This window comes from Pseudomonas sp. KnCO4, assembly GCF_045344305.1.
Classification (GTDB): Bacteria; Pseudomonadota; Gammaproteobacteria; order Pseudomonadales; family Pseudomonadaceae; genus Aquipseudomonas; species Aquipseudomonas anuradhapurensis.
The window spans coordinates 422,343-438,515 of record NZ_CP174199.1 but is presented as its reverse complement, the minus strand read 5'-3'; the positions used below and the strand labels follow the sequence as shown (position 1 = coordinate 438,515).

The following is a 16,173-nucleotide window of genomic DNA, read 5'->3' as shown; positions in this document are numbered from 1 at the left end:
CACTACATACTCTCAGCTCAGAGTTGATCTCAGACTAATATACAAGCCAATTAAAGAGTTCCAACCCACATGCCGCACCAGCTCAGCAGCAGGAAAAAGACATCACGCTGGCCTTTGCGCACTAGGAGCTGACCGCAGCGACGATGTAGCCAGGCATAACCATTGTTGATTATAAATTTCCCTATGGCGTCACAAACAGTAATTGCTGGCGAGCCATCATTACGCTACTATTCAGTGGCGTTAATGCTTCATGCATCTTAACTTCGCCGACAACCCGAAATAGGGATATTATGCAAGCTAATTTGAGCATCAAGGGAATTACTGTTCAAAACATATATACGCAGTATGTTTCCGGCTACTATCTAATCAATCGCAGATACCAAAGAAAACTGGTTTGGAGCGTCGACGAGAAAGCAAAATTTATTGACTCTATACTAAACGGCTATCCAATCCCGATGATTCTAGGCGCAAATTACAAAAAGTCTGATGGAAGTAACGCCATAGAAGTTCTGGACGGCATGCAGCGATTGAATGCCATCGTATCCTTTATCGAGGGTGAGTTCCCGGTATCTGAAAAGTACTTTGACCTAGAAGTTATTGCGCTTACAAAGTCGCAAAAAGATTCCGGTAAGCTAGTGCAGAAGACGTCATTAATGGCGACTGAAGAGTGCGCAAAAATACTCGACTACCCAGTTCCATTTTCAATATTTGATGAGAGCGAGGCCTCTAAACTCGACGAAAGCTTTAGACGTATAAATACAGGGGGTCGCACTTTATCCAAACAAGACGTTCGTCAAGCCGGAGCTCTAGGCCTCATACCTGAGACCATTAACTCCGCAGCAATGTATATTCGCAAGGATAGCTCACACTCGAATTTTGTCGATTTGCAAAACATGAGCAATATCAGCCTAAGCAACCGAGGCCTAAACTACGGCATAAATTTGCACGAAGTTTTTTGGGCCAAGCATGGCGTGATAACTTATGAAAATCTTCGAATGTCTCGTGACGAAGAACTAATCGCCCATTTGATTTCGTGCATGGCAAGCCCTGACCTCGCCCAGACCACTGCACACTACCTGGACAAAATATACACTCCAGACACTCCAGAATCGGAGAACCTAGGAGCTCAAATAAACAAATATAATAAAGACACATTGGTAAAACAATTTTGCTTTGTATTTGACGAATTACAACGAACAATTGAATGCAATGGCACAAAATTCAAGGACCTTGTATTCAGAAACAAGCCCAACAAAGTAACACGTGTCTACCAAGTAATCTTCCTAGCAATATACGAAGCGCTAATCCTTAGAAACTTAAAGATTTCAAACTATCAAAACCTGAACAAATCATTAGAAGGAGTCTTTGACGCTCATCTTACTGCTTTGAACTCAGACGAGAAGTGGAGCACTGCGGACCGGCGAGATCTTTCAAGATCGATTTATGGCGTGATCAGCAAAAACTTCACACCTAAAGTTGGTAGCGACCCACATCTCGGAGGGTGGGTCACAAGTCTAGAAAACATATTGAATGAATCTAAAACAGAACAGGTTTGTTATGATTTCAAATTAGGGTTCGCTCAAATATCGGGTGTCGGCGGATCAATTTTGCAACGAATGGTTAGTAAAATTATAAAAACGCTTACTGCCATGACAAACTCGAAGCCTGGTGACTGCTATGTCGTTGTCGGTGTCGCTGATAGTGAATCGGATGCTAAGGCTCACGATGTCCACTACGGTTCACAATGCATCAAATATCGTGACTTCTACATTACAGGTATAGATGAAGAGGCTACCAAATACCACAACTCCGTTGCTGACCTTGAACAGAAAATTGTCCAACAGCTAGAAAAAGAGCCCGTAGAACATGAAATCAAGCAGAAGATAAAGTCTTCTATTGTTTCCTTTAGCTATCACAACAAACAGATAATGCTATTCAAACTCACTCGCAGCGAAAAGCCAGCGCTATACGACGGTTCCTTCTACAAGAGAACCTTGTCGCATATAGAAAAAATCGAACGCCAGGAAGAGTTCACGTTTTTCAAACACTTTGAGCGGGATTCTGAGCTAGCACAAAAGCAGCAGCCCTAAATATCTTACTCAATATATATTCACCATTTGAATTAGCGCCTCTTCGAGAGGCGCTTTTTCAGGTTACGCCCAACAAACCCCTCAGAAAACCCATAACCATTTCAGAAATTTACCACGAAAATTGTACGCCATCAGCCTTGACGCCCGATATCGAAAATTGGCTAATCCAGAGGCTTACTGTAGAACTGCAGCGTAATTGAGACCCGCGATATTAGGAACGCTCACCACGAGCCTTTGAATGCTGAGCGCTTTTAATAATTTAGCAATACTAATGCTGACTACTCGACCGTTGCTGTTGTAGAATCAGCCATCGGCGTATGGCGCTAGTGCTAGCCTCGATCAATTATTTACTTGTGGGAAAAATGAAAGAAATTGATATAAAACGAACTCTGTCCCATTACCTTCTGAAGCAAGGCACTACAGACGTTGTTTTTTTTGAATACCCATTCCACTTCGGCCGTCGCCGTGCAGATATTATTTCATCTGATCACGGGATGATAACCGGGTACGAGATAAAATCTGTTAACGACCGCATCGACAGATTGAGCGAACAATTAGACTCGTACACTTTGCTTTTCGACTATGTATATGTAGTCTGCGACAGCAAGCATCTTTCAGCCATCCGAAAAATTATCCCAAACAGAGTTGGAATTTACTTATGTGCCGACTCAGGTCTCAGCAAAATTCGTAAGGCGAAGCAGATAAAAAATTTTGACAGCGTTGTAACTTTGGATGCCATGCCTATCGAAGCTCTCCGAAAAGAATTCAAATCTACCGGAAAGTCAAAATTGGAAATCTGCAAAAGTATTGCTCAGGGTTATAAGCGAGAACACATCAAGGAAACATACAGGAAATTCATATTCCATAAATACGGAGCCCAGACCGCTCACTTAAAGAATGAAACTAGCGATCTCCTAACCCTGGATGATGTATATTCTTTAAGCTTAGCGCCTAACAGACTAGACTCTTAGCTCCTTTACTCGACGAATCATATAATTACAGGCGCGAACAGAGATCCAGAAGGATGGATTTATTCCGGAAGGTATGCCCGCGGCGGCACTGATAATTTCACCATCGCCCCAGCTACTATTTGATACATAATTCGGATCAGCTAAAACTTTCCCAGCACACCAAACATAAGATCCCGCATCACGTCTTTTTCGGTAGTAATAAAACTTAGCAGACGAACAAAAATCCACCCTAGGGACAAAGGTGCCCCCACGCATTTCAATCTGTTTTACATTAATGGACGCATAATCACCGAACTGTAAGCCAGGGCGATTATGTCTTAAAGACATATAAAGCGAATGTTCATATATGGGGAATTCGCCAACATCATCTTTCCCTTCAGCAGATACGAGATAGGGAAAAGACCCGGATATACAGATCACTCGCTCTAACCAATCGCTAGCATTCGGCAAGGCAGAAATAATATCAAAAGCTTGCTGATAAAGGCCAGTAATTGGAGCCAATCCAGAAACTTTCACCCTATCGCGAATACACCCTTCGTCTAACAATACGTACAACCGCGTATCGTCAAGCTGCGAAGTGATAGCTCCCACTATTTCTTCATACTCTTCACGCTCTAAGTCTGCTGGCAAACGCAAAGCCATTTTCTTGTATTTATGAGTTACGGCAGCTACAAAAGCCTTAGATTCAGAAAGATCCTCATCCAACTCAAAGTTCACGTGAATCATGGGCACAATTTGATGATTACAGTTCAAATCCAACCAATGATTCCAGCACTCGTACCCATTTACAGGTGACAATAAGCTCTCTATCTGAGAGTTCTTCTGCTTCAAGTCAGTAGTGACATCCAAAATATAAGGGAGATCACCTTGGATAGCTTTGATCTGGTTGAGCCGTTTCAGAATATCGCCGAGCGAGTCATTTTTCGTAATTCGAGACTTAGTGATCTCATAAATAGGAAGCATGAATTCTCTGTAAGACACATCAATAGCGGAAATCGCCCTAAGCTCCGCATCTTTGGTTTTGAGAACGGGGAAATAAATAAAGCTAGTCCAATCCATGTCCTTTCATTCCTAAATTCTTTGCACGGACTCGCACCGCCAAAGTTGAAACTTTGAAAAAGCTTGCGATATCCTCAATGCTACCAGAAAGCGCCCTTACTTTATCCCTAAAAATCGACTCCGGCATCAAAAGCTCACTTGCAAACCGGTTAGCTTCTATCTCCATTTGATTACTCTCACCATTCCTAAAAAAGTTAAGATCCTCAAACTTAGCCTGCAAAAACCTATGCCTACAAAAATGTGCTATTTCATGCGCGATTGTGAAACGCTGCCTATTGGGATGGTGTAGCGCATTAACCTTTACAACCCAGTCCTTACCGTTATCCGATAGAGATAGCATCCCGGAAACATCATCTTCCATTGGGATACTTATCAAACTAATACCCAGTACGCCAAGCAAAGCCTTAACATCTAAAGGGGAGGTTTGAACCCCACCTTGCTTTGCAATATCTAGAACCTGGGCAACGTTAAACCGTCCGTCTCCCGAGACAGCTTGGCCCTGCTCGAAACGCTCAGGGATTTTTGGTTTAACGCTTTTCCGGATAAAAGCCATATATGAACCTATTCAGAAATCTTAGCGCCACCTTCAACACAGCTTTCAGTTTTATCAAGTTCTGCAAGGCGGTTACTCACCTGCATTATAGCATCTTCGGACCGCTTTATTCTACCTTCATGATCTGAAACTATATTAGACTGAGCTGAAAGCCCATCAAACATATCTCCATAGGTCGCATCTAATTTCTGTATTTCTTTTTTGGCTTTCCTCTCAATTATTCGAGTGAACTCGCCAGCTTTGGAAAACTCTTCAAAATGAATCTTCGACTCTCTTACCACTTCAGCCTTTGACGAGCTTCTGATAACAACGAAGGCCCCACCAACAATAGCCGCGTTTAGTGCGATAAGCACGCTAATCATGGTCTGATAGAATGAAACCTGCATAGACCACAGCGAGTCCACTGTTATTAGAGATTTCTCTCTAATCATCCGCTCAATTACAATTTGCTCATAGGAGTCTAGCTCCGAGATATTTCGAACAGGTACGTATTTGAAATGGCTGATCAGAATATCGGTAATCGGTGCGAAGTGCAGAAGCGCCAGCACAAACACTAAGGCGATGCAAGTAGAAAGCAGGGTGCAAGCAAGGAGGTCCTTCGTTCGCAATTCCGTTCATCCTGAGTGGATGGTCCTATAAGACCGCAGCGTTGAGCGATGGCATACCAATTCACGAATCTGTGGGCGCCAGATGGCAATTTGATGCTACCTCCGAGCGCAACCACGTGTCCACCGTTCAGGTGGCACGTACCCTGTCATCCGACCTCAGCACAGCGAGCCTGAGGAAGCCACACTCGAGCATACGCCTATAGCCAGAAAAAGGTACAATCTGAGTACACACTTCATATTTTCCAAATTACGCGCAATTACGCTTAACACCACGGTTGATGGGGCCTTCAGCTATGCCAGGTTACGTTCAGTTTCGGACGTCTTCTACAGTCATACCTGCACGCCCAGCAACTCATAATCCTTTGGTCCACGGTTCGAGTCCGTGTGGGCCCACCAGCTACGACGAAGCCGCGCAATTGCGCGGCTTTCGTGTTTCTGGCCCCTGTAAAAGCGCACGGTGACTTTGATGTCGTCCACAACACACCATGACCAAACCACCTACCTCGAAAATAGACAGTGAGCCGAATAGCCGGCATTATCGGCTCATTATGTGAGCCGAATAGGCTCGTTAATCGGCTCAGCGAACCTTATGAACGACCCGCTCTGGATCTGGCAGCAGCCTGATTGGCCACACTTCAGCTGGCAAGCCGAAGCGCTTGCACCGCTGCTGCGCGCTTGCGGTCAGGCCGAGGGACGTTTGTTGGGCATGCTCGGCGCGGTGGGGAAGGACACCGAAGTGCAGAGCAGCCTGGACGCCATGCTGCAGAACATCATCACTTCTTCAGCCATCGAGGGTGAGCAGCTGAATGTCGGTTCGGTACGCTCATCACTGGCACGGCGCTTGGGGCTGAACGAAGAAGGTCGCACCACCTCACGCTCCGAAGGCCTGGCAGAACTCCTGCTCGATGCCACCCGTGCCCACCAACAACCGCTGGACGAACAGCGACTGTTCACCTGGCACCGTTGGCTATTCCCCAGCGCTGAACAACTGCTGGCGCGACCGTTACACATCGGCGCACTGCGTGGCGATGAGCCGATGCAGGTCGTATCAGGCCGGATCGACCGCCCTACCGTACATTTCGAAGCTCCTCCTCGCGAAAGGCTGGAAGCGCAACTGGCAGAATTTCTCGCCTGGTTCGAGCGCAGCCGCAGCGAGGCTAGCCTTGACCCCTTTGTACGCGCCGGCATCGCTCATTTCTGGTTCGTTACCCTGCACCCTTTCGATGACGGCAACGGTCGCCTCACACGCGCCATCACCGACCTGGTATTGGCTCAAGGCGAGCAGCAGGCCATCCGCTTTTACGCCATGTCCGCAAGCATCCTCGATGACCGCACCGGTTACTACCGCATCCTCGAGGCCAGCCAGAAAGGCTCCCTGGACATCACCGCCTGGCTGCAATGGTTCCTCGCGACGTTGTTCAAAAGCCTGGAACAGGCCCTTGCCCGTATCGATCGCGTGCTGGCCAAGGCACGCTTCTGGCAGGCGCATCGCAGCCAGACGCTGTCGGTGGAGCAGGTCAACGTGCTCAATCGCCTGCTGGACGGTGGAGAGCGTGGTTTTGAAGATGTCATCAGCGCTGCTCAGTACCAAGCGGTGGTCAAGGTATCCAAAGCCACCGCGACCCGTCACCTGAGCGATTTGCTGGAAAAGGGTTGTATCGAACGATTGCCCGGTGGCGGGCGCAGCACACGCTATCAAATAGCACGCTGAGCAGATAAATCGCCCTCACCTGTCGCGCTGCTTCATCGTCGTAGGCCAATGGCTACGCCCGCACCAAAAGAACGCGGAGGCGAACTTGACCCTCACGCTACGGGAGGCTTGACCATGCGTATGGTCAACCAAACGTGATGGGATGTAACGGCAATGATGAAACAGCAAGCCCTTCTCGAGGGTATTCCGCGCCGCCGGTCAGCGCTTACCATGGCCTTAGCGCGTGCGGCCCACCATCTTCTCGATGAACCTAGGCTATTGCAGGACAGGCACGCGTTCGACGTACTGGGCGGCAACCTGGCACGGCAAACAGTCATCGACCCCTATGCCTACAATGCGCCAATGCTGCGTACGCTGCGCGCGGCAGTGGTCGCACGCAGCAAACTGGTGGAAGAGCGAGTGGCTCTTGCCATAAGCGCTGGGCTGCGTCAGGTCGTGATCCTCGGAGCAGGCCTGGACACGCTGTCCCTTCGCCTTCCCGAGAGCGTCAGATGCGTTGAGCTGGATCAGGCAGAGACCCAGCAATGGAAACTGGAGCGTTTGCAGGAGAGCGATGTCACGATCCCTTCCAACGTCGCCTTCGTTGCCGCAGACCTTGCGGAAGTTTCTTTGCCAGCAGTGCTCGATAAACATGGAATCGACCCGGAACGCCCGACCTTTTTCAGCTGCCTGGGCGTACTTCCCTACCTGGAAATCCCTGTCGCTTCGGCGGTGCTCCGCCAGGTTTCGCTTTATCCGCCCCAGAGCGAGATTGTGTTCGATGCGCGTGTTGCACGCGGCTTGCTGTCACCGGTCGAGCAGTGGATGGACGATATGGCTGCACGCTCATTCGCAGCCGCAGGCGAGCCTTGGCTAAGCGCGTTTGACCCCGCCGAACTGAAAGCGATGCTCCTTTGCAGCGGGTTCTGCGAGGTGGAATGCCTGGATGCTGAAGCTATCAACGCACGCTATTTCATGCGTCGGCGAGATGGCCTGCAGACTGTAGATGGCGGCTTGCGCCTGTACCGGGCTACCGTAGGTTAACGAGCATTCGATACAGGTTGGGTGAGGAGACATTGTTGTGCGGCTAAAAGTCGGCGAACTTTCCAAGCGGTCAGGGCTTTCGGTACGCACGTTGCACCACTATGACAGCCTCGGGCTACTTAAACCGTCCGTTCGCTCCGATGCTGGCTATCGGCTTTATGGAGCGGCAGATATCCAAAGGCTCAGCAAAATACTGGCGCTTCGCGAGCTGGGCATTGCTCTTGACGAAATCCGCCAGCTCCTCGATGGAGGATTGCTTTCAACCCCAGCTGTTCTGTCTGCCCAGCTGGCCCGTGTCGACGCTGAAATATCACGTCAACAGAAACTTCGTGCCGGCCTGGAACGTCTTCAACGAGCGTTACTTGAAGAAGATCCGTCTGAGGCGGCTTGCCTCAGTACGCTGGAAGCCATGGCGTTCTATCGTCAACATCTCAGAGAGGATGACTTAAGTTTGCCTTTGCTGGGAAGCAACGGAAAGTTTGCGGCTGCTTGGCAGGAGCATGTGGACGGTCTCAGGGCATTGTTTGAAAAGGGAGTGCCACCACGCGCGTCGGCGGCTCGCCATGCGGCACGCGACTGGATAGCACTGTTGGAAAAAGACACGCGATCAAACGCCGGGACGTTCGTACGCGTGGACAATCTGCTTACTTCCCAGGGCCAGAACCTGCCGAATACGGGTTTTACTCCTCAACTTGGCGAGTACATCTTGAAAGCGTTCTGTGAGCACCGCCTGCTGATTTATCGCAGGCATCTCGCCCCCAATGCCTATAAGCACCTGCGACGCACCTACATCGATGTAATGCGGGAGTGGCCGCACCTGCTCGATAGGTTGGACGTCCTGCGCAACGCTCGTTGTCCAGCCAAGAACGCCGAGGTGCAGCGCGTGGCCAAATTGTGGATTGATATGCGACGCAGACTCGCGCTGGATGACGCTGCGCTTCAAGCCATGCGTCACGCCGAGGCGTCCGAAGAGGAACTGCGGGTTGGCAGCTGGCTCCATCCTCGTTTGTTGACGTTTCTAGAGAAAGCCGTCGCCTCGGTCTCTGCAAGTGCGAATAGCCAAGCGCCCGACACATGACTCTTCATGGCGCTGATTTACTTGATGCCATGATCGAAGCAGGCAGTCGCGCTCGGATAAGCCGCTTGCAAGCCACAAAACACCAGCCTTGGTTTATCCCCCACTCGGCCGCATCTCAACCTGTCGCGGATTGTAGAACGTCATTCCGCCCGGAATATCCCGCGTAACCAGCGACATTGCCCCGATGACCACGTCGTCCCCGATGTCGATGTGGTCAGCAACGATACAGCTGTTGGCCCCCATGCTCACGTTGTCGCCAATGCGCAGCGCGTATTCCTGCAAGCCCAGGGTCTTGATGCCGATCGAGCAGTTCTGCCGAATGAAAAAATTCCGCCCGATGCTAACGTGCCGGGTGATGACCACGCCGGGCAGGTGCCCGATGCGCAGGCCGGGGGCGATCTGCGCGCCGATGTCGATGTCCACGGCGTACTTGAGATTGAGCCGTTGCTGCATGCGCCGCGCGTGACGCCGGAACACGCCGCCACGGGCACTGAAATACTGGGCCAGGCGGAAGGCGAAGAGAAACCGTAGTTTGTTGTCCTTGCGTGCGCGACGCAGCACGTTGAACAGTAGACTGATGCGGCGTCCGGCCTTTTTCTTGTTGGAGACTTCCTGTCGCCAGCATTCGAGTAGATGGTCGAGGTTCACAATCAGATTCCTGTTGGGTTTGTGCTGCTTCTCCCGAAGGCACAGCCGCTGGGCCAGCGTGGCCGTGTCGGCACGCTCGCCACGGCCACGCTTGCTCTGCTCGGCACGGGCTGGCTAGGCTAGCGGGCCAACCGTAGAGACTTGCCATGTCGGATTCCCGTTCCATCACGCTGGATGAAATCGATCGCCAGCTGATCGCCCTGCTGCAGATCAACGCCCGCGAAAGCGTCGCCACCCTCGCCCGCCAGCTGGGTATCGCCCGCACTACCGTCAACTCGCGCCTGGAGCGGCTGGAGAAGAACAAGGTCATCTCCGGCTATGGCGTACGCCTGGGCCAGCGGGTCTTGGGCGGCGGCCTGCAAGCGTATGTGGGGATCAAGGTGCAACCGCGCTCGGGCAAGGAGGTGGTGCGGCGCTTGAGTGCCATGGGGCAGGTGCAGCAGTTGTGTGCGGTAAGCGGCGAGTTCGACTATGTGGCCTGGTTGCGTACCGACTCGCCCGAACAGCTGGACCAGTTGCTCGACCAGATCGGCAGTCTCGACGGGGTGGAGAAGACCACCACATCGATCATCCTCAGCAGCAAGGTGGACCGCGGGCAGCCGCTCTGAGCGGGCCGGCACTCAGGCCTCCTGGGCGTCGAGCAGGCTGTCGAGGATCGCCGAAAGGCTTTCGGCGCAATGCTGCATCGCCCAGACCAGGTCGCGGCTGCGCTCGGGCGCATGGTGCTGGCGTAGTCGGTGACGATCTGATCGAGGCCACGGGCCAGAAGGCAGGCGTGCACCAGAGCGTCTGCGGCGTCGATGCCGGGGCGGATGGCGAACAGCGGCGGGTGGCTGGATTCGCAGTTGCAGAAGGTTTTTTCGGCGGTGGGTTGCAGTTTTTCGGGTTGGCCTGAATCAGATTTCTTCACGATGCAATTTCCAAATTGAGCCTTGAGGAAACTGCCGGCCAACTCCTTCTCACGGGATATGGGCGGCAGCCATGCACGGGGTGAGAAACCGGCCAACTTGGAAATCCGGCCAGGCCGAAGCCTGCCCGCGCACAGCTGCCATGACACAAGCCTTGGTGCGAAGTTGGAGGATGGGTTCTCACACCCGCTCGCCCGAACAGCGGCGACCCAGTGAAGTTAACGATGAGGCGTTTCCCACGCAGCCAGACCGAGGCTATAGCTGGCGTAGGGTAATTCTTTGAATCTAAGGATGGGTGTAGGAATTGGCTGATCAGCGCCTTTCAAAACGCGCCACTAGGGGCTGGCCTTGCGATTTGCAGGGCCAGTGCGATCGAGCGCCGCGCGGGCGGCGCTCGATCGCACTGGCACTACAAACCTTAAGACGAAAACCCGTCAAAAAGAACAATCAGATAATCATTTCGACGAAAAAACCTACATTCAGACAACACAATAAGCCTTAATAACGAACACCCCACTCCCTAAAATGACCCCAGGCATCTCCTATACTCAGGCTCCGCTCCCCGCGCAGCCCTCTGGCAAGGTCACTCCATGAACAAGAAAAACCGCCACCCCGCCGACGGCAAAAAGCCCATCACCATTTTCGGCCCGGACTTCCCCTTCGCCTTCGACGACTGGCTGGAACACCCCGCAGGCCTGGGCAGCATCCCGGCCGAGCGCCATGGTGAGGAAGTGGCCATCGTCGGGGCCGGCATCGCCGGGCTGGTGGCGGCCTACGAGCTGATGAAGCTGGGCCTGAAACCGGTGGTGTACGAGGCCTCCAAACTGGGTGGCCGGCTGCGCTCGCAAGCCTTCAACGGTACCGACGGGGTCATCGCCGAACTGGGCGGCATGCGTTTCCCGGTGTCGTCCACCGCCTTCTACCACTATGTGGACAAGCTGGGCCTGGAAACCAAGCCCTTCCCCAACCCGCTGACCCCGGCCTCGGGCAGCACCGTGATCGACCTGGAAGGCCAGACCTACTACGCCGAAAAACCCAGCGACCTGCCCCAGCTGTTCCAGGAAGTGGCCGACGCCTGGGCCGACGCGCTGGAAAGCGGCGCCCAGTTCGCCGACATTCAGCAGGCCATCCGCGACCGTGACGTGCCGCGCCTGAAAGAGCTGTGGAACAAGCTGGTACCGCTGTGGGACGACCGCACCTTCTACGACTTCGTGGCCACCTCACGCTCGTTCGCCAAGCTGAGCTTCCAGCACCGTGAAGTGTTCGGCCAGGTCGGCTTCGGCACCGGCGGCTGGGACTCGGACTTCCCCAACTCGATGCTGGAAATCTTCCGCGTGGTCATGACCAATTGCGACGACCACCAGCATCTGGTGGTCGGCGGGGTGGAGCAGGTGCCGCAAGGCATCTGGCGCCATGTGCCGGAGCGTTGCGTGCACTGGCCCGAAGGCACCAGCCTGAGCACGCTGCATGGCGGCGCGCCACGGACCGGGGTCAAGCGCATCGCCCGCGCTGCCGACGGCCGTCTGGCGGTCACCGACAATTGGGGCGACACGCGGCACTACAGCGCCGTGCTCGCCACCTGCCAGACCTGGCTGCTGACCACCCAGATCGACTGCGAGGAATCGCTGTTCTCGCAAAAGATGTGGATGGCCCTGGACCGCACTCGCTACATGCAATCGTCGAAGACCTTCGTCATGGTCGACCGGCCATTCTGGAAGGACAAGGACCCGGAAACCGGCCGCGACCTGATGAGCATGACCCTCACCGACCGCCTCACCCGCGGCACCTACCTGTTCGACAACGGCGACGACAAGCCGGGGGTGATCTGCCTGTCCTACGCCTGGATGAGCGACGCCCTGAAAATGCTCCCGCACCCGGTGGAAAAACGCGTGCAACTGGCCCTGGACGCGCTGAAGAAGATCTACCCGAAGACCGACATCGCCGGGCATATCATCGGCGACCCGATCACCGTTTCCTGGGAAGCCGACCCGTACTTCCTCGGCGCCTTCAAGGGCGCGCTGCCTGGCCACTACCGCTACAACCAGCGCATGTATGCCCATTTCATGCAGCAAGACATGCCTGCCGAGCAGCGTGGCATCTTCATCGCCGGTGACGACGTGTCCTGGACCCCCGCCTGGGTCGAAGGCGCTGTGCAGACCTCGCTGAATGCGGTGTGGGGTATCATGAACCACTTCGGTGGTCGCACCCACCCGGAAAACCCTGGCCCAGGCGACGTGTTCAACGAAATCGGCCCGATCGCCCTGGCGGACTGAGACAAGGAGGCAGCATGCGCATCGCTCTGTTCCAGGGCGCGCCCAAGCCACTGGACGTGCCCGGCAACCTGCAACGCTTGCGCCACCAGGCGCAACTGGCGGCCGAACGCGGCGCCCGGTTGCTGGTATGCCCGGAAATGTTCCTGACCGGCTACAACATCGGCCTGGCCCAGGTCGAGCGCCTGGCCGAGGCCGACGATGGCCCGGCAGCCATGGCGGTGGTGGAGATCGCCCAGGCGCACCGCATCGCCATCGTCTATGGCTACCCGGAGCGCGGCGATGACGGCGCGATCTACAACAGCGTGCAGTTGATCGATGCGCAGGGTCGCAGCCTGGGCAACTATCGCAAGACCCACCTGTTCGGCGAACTGGACCGCTCGATGTTCAGCGCAGGCCCCGACCACTTCCCCGTGGTGGAGCTGGAGGGCTGGAAGGTCGGCCTGCTGATCTGTTACGACATCGAGTTCCCGGAGAATGCCCGCCGCCTGGCGCTGGACGGTGCCGAGCTGATCCTGGTGCCGACGGCGAACATGGCGCCGTACGACTTTGTCTGCCAGGTGACCGTGCGGGCGCGGGCACAGGAAAACCAGTGCTACCTGGTGTATGCCAACTACTGCGGTGCGGAAGGCGAGATCCAGTATTGCGGGCAGAGCAGCATCATCGGCCCCGATGGCAGCCTGCTGGCGATGGCCGGGCATGACGAGTGCCAGTTGCTGGCCGAACTCGAGCATGAGCGGGTGATGCAGGGACGGGCGGCATTCCCCTACCTGACCGATCTGCGTCAGGAGTTGCACCTGCGTAAAGGCTGATGGCCTTTTCGCGGGTGATCCCGCGAAGAGGCCGAGCCTGCCAGCAAATGGGTTAGCATGGCATGCAACAACCGGAGCCCCCATGCCTGACGCCACCCGCCACCTGAGCCTCGCCAACGGCCTGCAGCTGACCCTGCGCCACGCCCCGCGCCTGAAGCGGTCGGCCGCGGCCCTGCGGGTGCACGCGGGCAGCCACGATGCCCCGGGCAAATGGCCCGGGCTTGCGCACTTTCTGGAACACCTGTTCTTTCTCGGCACCCCACGCTTCCCGCTTGAAGACGGCCTGATGCGCTACGTGCAGGCACTGGGCGGCCAGGTCAACGCCAGCACCCGGGAACGCACCACCGACTTTTTCTTCGAGGTGCCGCCCAGTGCCCTGGCAGGCGGGCTCGAGCGCTTGTGCCAGATGCTCGCCGAACCGGACCTGGGCATCGAGCGCCAACGTCGCGAACGTGAAGTGATCCATGCCGAGTTCATTGCCTGGTCACGCAACCCACAAGCCCAGCAGCAGTTTGCCTTGCTGCAGGCGGTGGCCCCCGAGCATCCACTGGGTGCCTTTCAGGCCGGCAACCGCTACACCCTGGCCTTGCACGACCCGGCCTTCCAGCAAGCGCTGCAGGGCTTTCATCGACGCTTTTACCAGGGCGGCCAGATTACCTTGAGCCTGTGCGGCCCGCAGCCGCTGGATGAACTGGAAAGGCTCGGCCGGCAGCATGCTGCGCAGTTCACAGCGGGGGAACGGGTACTTCAGGCCCTGCCACCGCCGCTGGCCGCGGCGACCATGCCGCGAGTATTCAGCCACACACAACTGCCGGCGGGCGCCGAGCAAGCCCTGGAACTGCTGATCAGCTGCCTGGGCGACAGCCGCCCGGGCACCTGGCTGGCTGCGCTTCGCCAACGCGGCTGGCTGCAAGGTTTCAAGGCCGAGGCGTTGTATGCATACGCCGGGCAATTATTGTGGCATATCGATCTGCAGCTTACCGAGGACGCCTGCCGGGAAGAGGTCGATGCCCTGTTGCAGGGTTGGTTCGGCTTCCTCCGCCAGGCCGCAGCAGAGCCATTGAATGCCGAGTTCGAGTTGCTGCAGCAGAGCCGCGAACGCAGTGCCAGCGCCATTGAGCTGGCCCGTCGGGACAGTGCCGGCCAAGCGTTCGCCGGTTTGCCTGGGCAAGCCCTGCAGGCCTTCCGTGCCCTGCTGGCAGGCCTGCCGAGTCGCGTGCATGGGCACTGGCAGTTACCCGCTGGCGAGCCCTTGCTCCAGGCCGAACTGCCTGCTGCCAGGCCGCAACCGCTGCCAGCGGCACTGCAGGTCAGCGACCAGCTCCCCGGTGCCCGCCAATACGCGGCGCTGTACCTGCGCTGGCAGGTCCCCTCAGCCGCACGCCAACAGTTGTATCCGGTCCTCGAACGCACCTTGCAGCCGCTGCAGGAGCGCTGCGCCCGTGTGGCAGTGCAGCTGCAGTTCAGTGCCGCTGGCGAATACTGGCAACTGCGCTGCGCCGGGTTGCCGGCAGCGGTACTACGCACCGTGCAGCAGGCCTTGACGCTGCTGGTATCGCCACCGGCCGACAGCTGGCAGTCGTCCGCGCCGCCGCCTGCGGCGCTGATCCCGCTCAGGGCCCTGCTCAAGCAACTACCCGACGCGGTGCTGGGGGTGGTGCCGGCGCCGGGTGCGCCCGGCGCGCTGGCACAAGCCCAGCTCGACAGCCTGTGGCAGCAGGCGTGCTGGCATGGCCTGGCGGTCGGCTTCGACAAAACCGCCCTGAATGCGTTGGCGACGGCGCTGCTGCATTGCCCCGGCCAAGGTTCGGCACCGGGTCCACTACCGGCCTGGGCCAACCACCGCTGGCAACAGGTCGACGCCCCCGGCAGTGAACATGCCCTGCTGCTGTTCTGCCCCTTGCCGGCGGCGATGGAAGCCGCTGGCCGCTTGCTCGCCCAAGCGCTGCAGGGGCCGGTCTATCAACGGCTGCGGGTAGAACTGCAGCTCGGCTATGCGGTATTCAGTGCCTTTCGTCAGGTCGAAGGGGTCGGCGGCCTGCTGTTCGGCGTGCAGTCGCCGCATACCAGCCAGGCGCAGATACTCGAACATCTGCTCACCTTGCTACGCCAGGGCGTTACCTTCGATCCGGCCGCTCGCCAGGCACTGGCCGGGCAATTCGCGGAACCTGCCATGGCCAACGAGGAAGTTGCCGAATGGGCATGGCAGACATGCCTGGCCACGCAAGCTGGGGGGCTGGATGCGCTGCGCAGGGCGATTATGGGCACCCAGCAGGCGGATCTGGATGGCCTGCTGGCCTACCTGCTCGGCAGCAACAGCAGGTGGCTGTGCCTGGCCAACGCCGCCGCGCCAGATGGCGCCTGGTTGACCGCGACCGCGTGATTATTACGCCAGCTGCAAGGACACTTTGCTAATAATTAACCTTTCGGTACACGTATTTC

General features: G+C 55.9%; 13 protein-coding genes. 9 read left to right on the top strand and 4 right to left on the bottom strand.

The window, feature by feature from the left end:
* The first annotated feature begins 290 nt into the window (after positions 1-290).
* Together ACJA3S_RS01935 and ACJA3S_RS01930 are read left to right on the top strand one after the other, a co-directional pair.
* Positions 291-2,090: a DUF262 domain-containing protein gene (locus ACJA3S_RS01935; protein WP_406820695.1), complete on the top strand. Its 1,800-nt coding sequence runs from the start codon at positions 291-293 to the stop codon at positions 2,088-2,090.
* A 362-nt stretch (positions 2,091-2,452) separates the two neighbouring features.
* The gene (locus ACJA3S_RS01930; RefSeq protein ID WP_406820694.1) at positions 2,453-3,061 is read left to right on the top strand and encodes a sce7726 family protein; all 609 of its coding nucleotides are present in this window, start codon (positions 2,453-2,455) and stop codon (positions 3,059-3,061) included.
* On the opposite strand, the gene ACJA3S_RS01925 is transcribed toward ACJA3S_RS01930, so the two are convergent.
* From ACJA3S_RS01925 to ACJA3S_RS01915, 3 genes are read right to left on the bottom strand one after another with little or no spacing between them, the layout of a single operon-like run.
* Positions 3,050-4,120, bottom strand: coding sequence for a beta family protein (locus tag ACJA3S_RS01925; protein ID WP_406820693.1), 1,071 nt, complete (start codon positions 4,118-4,120; stop codon positions 3,050-3,052). The two genes, ACJA3S_RS01930 and ACJA3S_RS01925, sit on opposite strands and share 12 nt — an antisense overlap.
* Entirely contained in the window at positions 4,107-4,673 is a 567-nt protein-coding gene (locus ACJA3S_RS01920) for an ImmA/IrrE family metallo-endopeptidase (protein ID WP_406820692.1), read from the bottom strand. The genes ACJA3S_RS01925 and ACJA3S_RS01920 overlap by 14 nt, the downstream gene beginning before the upstream one ends.
* 8 nt (positions 4,674-4,681) lie before the next feature.
* Positions 4,682-5,281, bottom strand: coding sequence for a hypothetical protein (locus tag ACJA3S_RS01915; protein WP_406820691.1), 600 nt, complete (start codon positions 5,279-5,281; stop codon positions 4,682-4,684).
* A gap of 589 nt (positions 5,282-5,870) precedes the next feature.
* Between ACJA3S_RS01915 and ACJA3S_RS01910 the strand changes: the two genes are divergently transcribed.
* The 3 genes from ACJA3S_RS01910 (at position 5,871) to ACJA3S_RS01900 (ending at position 9,093) form a co-directional block, all read left to right on the top strand.
* Positions 5,871-6,992 (top strand): Fic family protein, encoded by a 1,122-nt coding sequence (locus ACJA3S_RS01910; protein ID WP_406820690.1) that lies wholly within the window; start codon positions 5,871-5,873, stop codon positions 6,990-6,992.
* A gap of 153 nt (positions 6,993-7,145) precedes the next feature.
* Positions 7,146-8,015: a class I SAM-dependent methyltransferase gene (locus tag ACJA3S_RS01905; RefSeq protein ID WP_406820689.1), complete on the top strand. Its 870-nt coding sequence runs from the start codon at positions 7,146-7,148 to the stop codon at positions 8,013-8,015.
* Between the two features lie 37 nt (positions 8,016-8,052).
* Complete coding sequence (locus tag ACJA3S_RS01900; protein ID WP_406820688.1) at positions 8,053-9,093, top strand: MerR family transcriptional regulator; 1,041 nt, start codon at positions 8,053-8,055, stop codon at positions 9,091-9,093.
* 93 nt (positions 9,094-9,186) lie between these two features.
* Here ACJA3S_RS01900 and ACJA3S_RS01895 read toward each other — a convergent pair whose 3' ends face one another.
* Positions 9,187-9,741: a serine acetyltransferase gene (locus ACJA3S_RS01895; protein WP_406820687.1), complete on the bottom strand. Its 555-nt coding sequence runs from the start codon at positions 9,739-9,741 to the stop codon at positions 9,187-9,189.
* 146 nt (positions 9,742-9,887) lie between these two features.
* Between ACJA3S_RS01895 and ACJA3S_RS01890 the strand changes: the two genes are divergently transcribed.
* From ACJA3S_RS01890 to pqqF, 4 genes are all read left to right on the top strand, one after another.
* Positions 9,888-10,349 carry an Lrp/AsnC family transcriptional regulator gene (locus ACJA3S_RS01890; protein WP_289131763.1) on the top strand — a complete coding sequence of 154 codons (462 nt, stop codon included), beginning with the start codon at positions 9,888-9,890 and terminating at the stop codon, positions 10,347-10,349.
* Between the two features lie 890 nt (positions 10,350-11,239).
* Positions 11,240-12,922, top strand: a complete 1,683-nt coding sequence (locus ACJA3S_RS01885; RefSeq protein WP_406820686.1) for a flavin monoamine oxidase family protein — start codon at positions 11,240-11,242, stop codon at positions 12,920-12,922.
* 14 nt (positions 12,923-12,936) lie between these two features.
* Positions 12,937-13,731 (top strand): carbon-nitrogen hydrolase family protein, encoded by a 795-nt coding sequence (locus ACJA3S_RS01880; RefSeq protein ID WP_406820685.1) that lies wholly within the window; start codon positions 12,937-12,939, stop codon positions 13,729-13,731.
* A gap of 82 nt (positions 13,732-13,813) precedes the next feature.
* The gene (gene pqqF / locus ACJA3S_RS01875; protein ID WP_406820684.1) at positions 13,814-16,114 is read left to right on the top strand and encodes a pyrroloquinoline quinone biosynthesis protein PqqF; all 2,301 of its coding nucleotides are present in this window, start codon (positions 13,814-13,816) and stop codon (positions 16,112-16,114) included.
* Positions 16,115-16,173: the final 59 nt, after the last annotated feature.

Coding starts and splice junctions, on each gene's coding strand:
- ACJA3S_RS01935 (WP_406820695.1), top strand. CDS start 291: ATGCAAGCTAATTTGAGCATCAAGGGAATTACTGTTCAAAACATATAT.
- ACJA3S_RS01930 (WP_406820694.1), top strand. CDS start 2,453: ATGAAAGAAATTGATATAAAACGAACTCTGTCCCATTACCTTCTGAAG.
- ACJA3S_RS01925 (WP_406820693.1), bottom strand. CDS start 4,120: ATGGATTGGACTAGCTTTATTTATTTCCCCGTTCTCAAAACCAAAGAT.
- ACJA3S_RS01920 (WP_406820692.1), bottom strand. CDS start 4,673: ATGGCTTTTATCCGGAAAAGCGTTAAACCAAAAATCCCTGAGCGTTTC.
- ACJA3S_RS01910 (WP_406820690.1), top strand. CDS start 5,871: ATGAACGACCCGCTCTGGATCTGGCAGCAGCCTGATTGGCCACACTTC.
- ACJA3S_RS01905 (WP_406820689.1), top strand. CDS start 7,146: ATGATGAAACAGCAAGCCCTTCTCGAGGGTATTCCGCGCCGCCGGTCA.
- ACJA3S_RS01890 (WP_289131763.1), top strand. CDS start 9,888: ATGTCGGATTCCCGTTCCATCACGCTGGATGAAATCGATCGCCAGCTG.
- ACJA3S_RS01885 (WP_406820686.1), top strand. CDS start 11,240: ATGAACAAGAAAAACCGCCACCCCGCCGACGGCAAAAAGCCCATCACC.
- ACJA3S_RS01880 (WP_406820685.1), top strand. CDS start 12,937: ATGCGCATCGCTCTGTTCCAGGGCGCGCCCAAGCCACTGGACGTGCCC.
- pqqF (WP_406820684.1), top strand. CDS start 13,814: ATGCCTGACGCCACCCGCCACCTGAGCCTCGCCAACGGCCTGCAGCTG.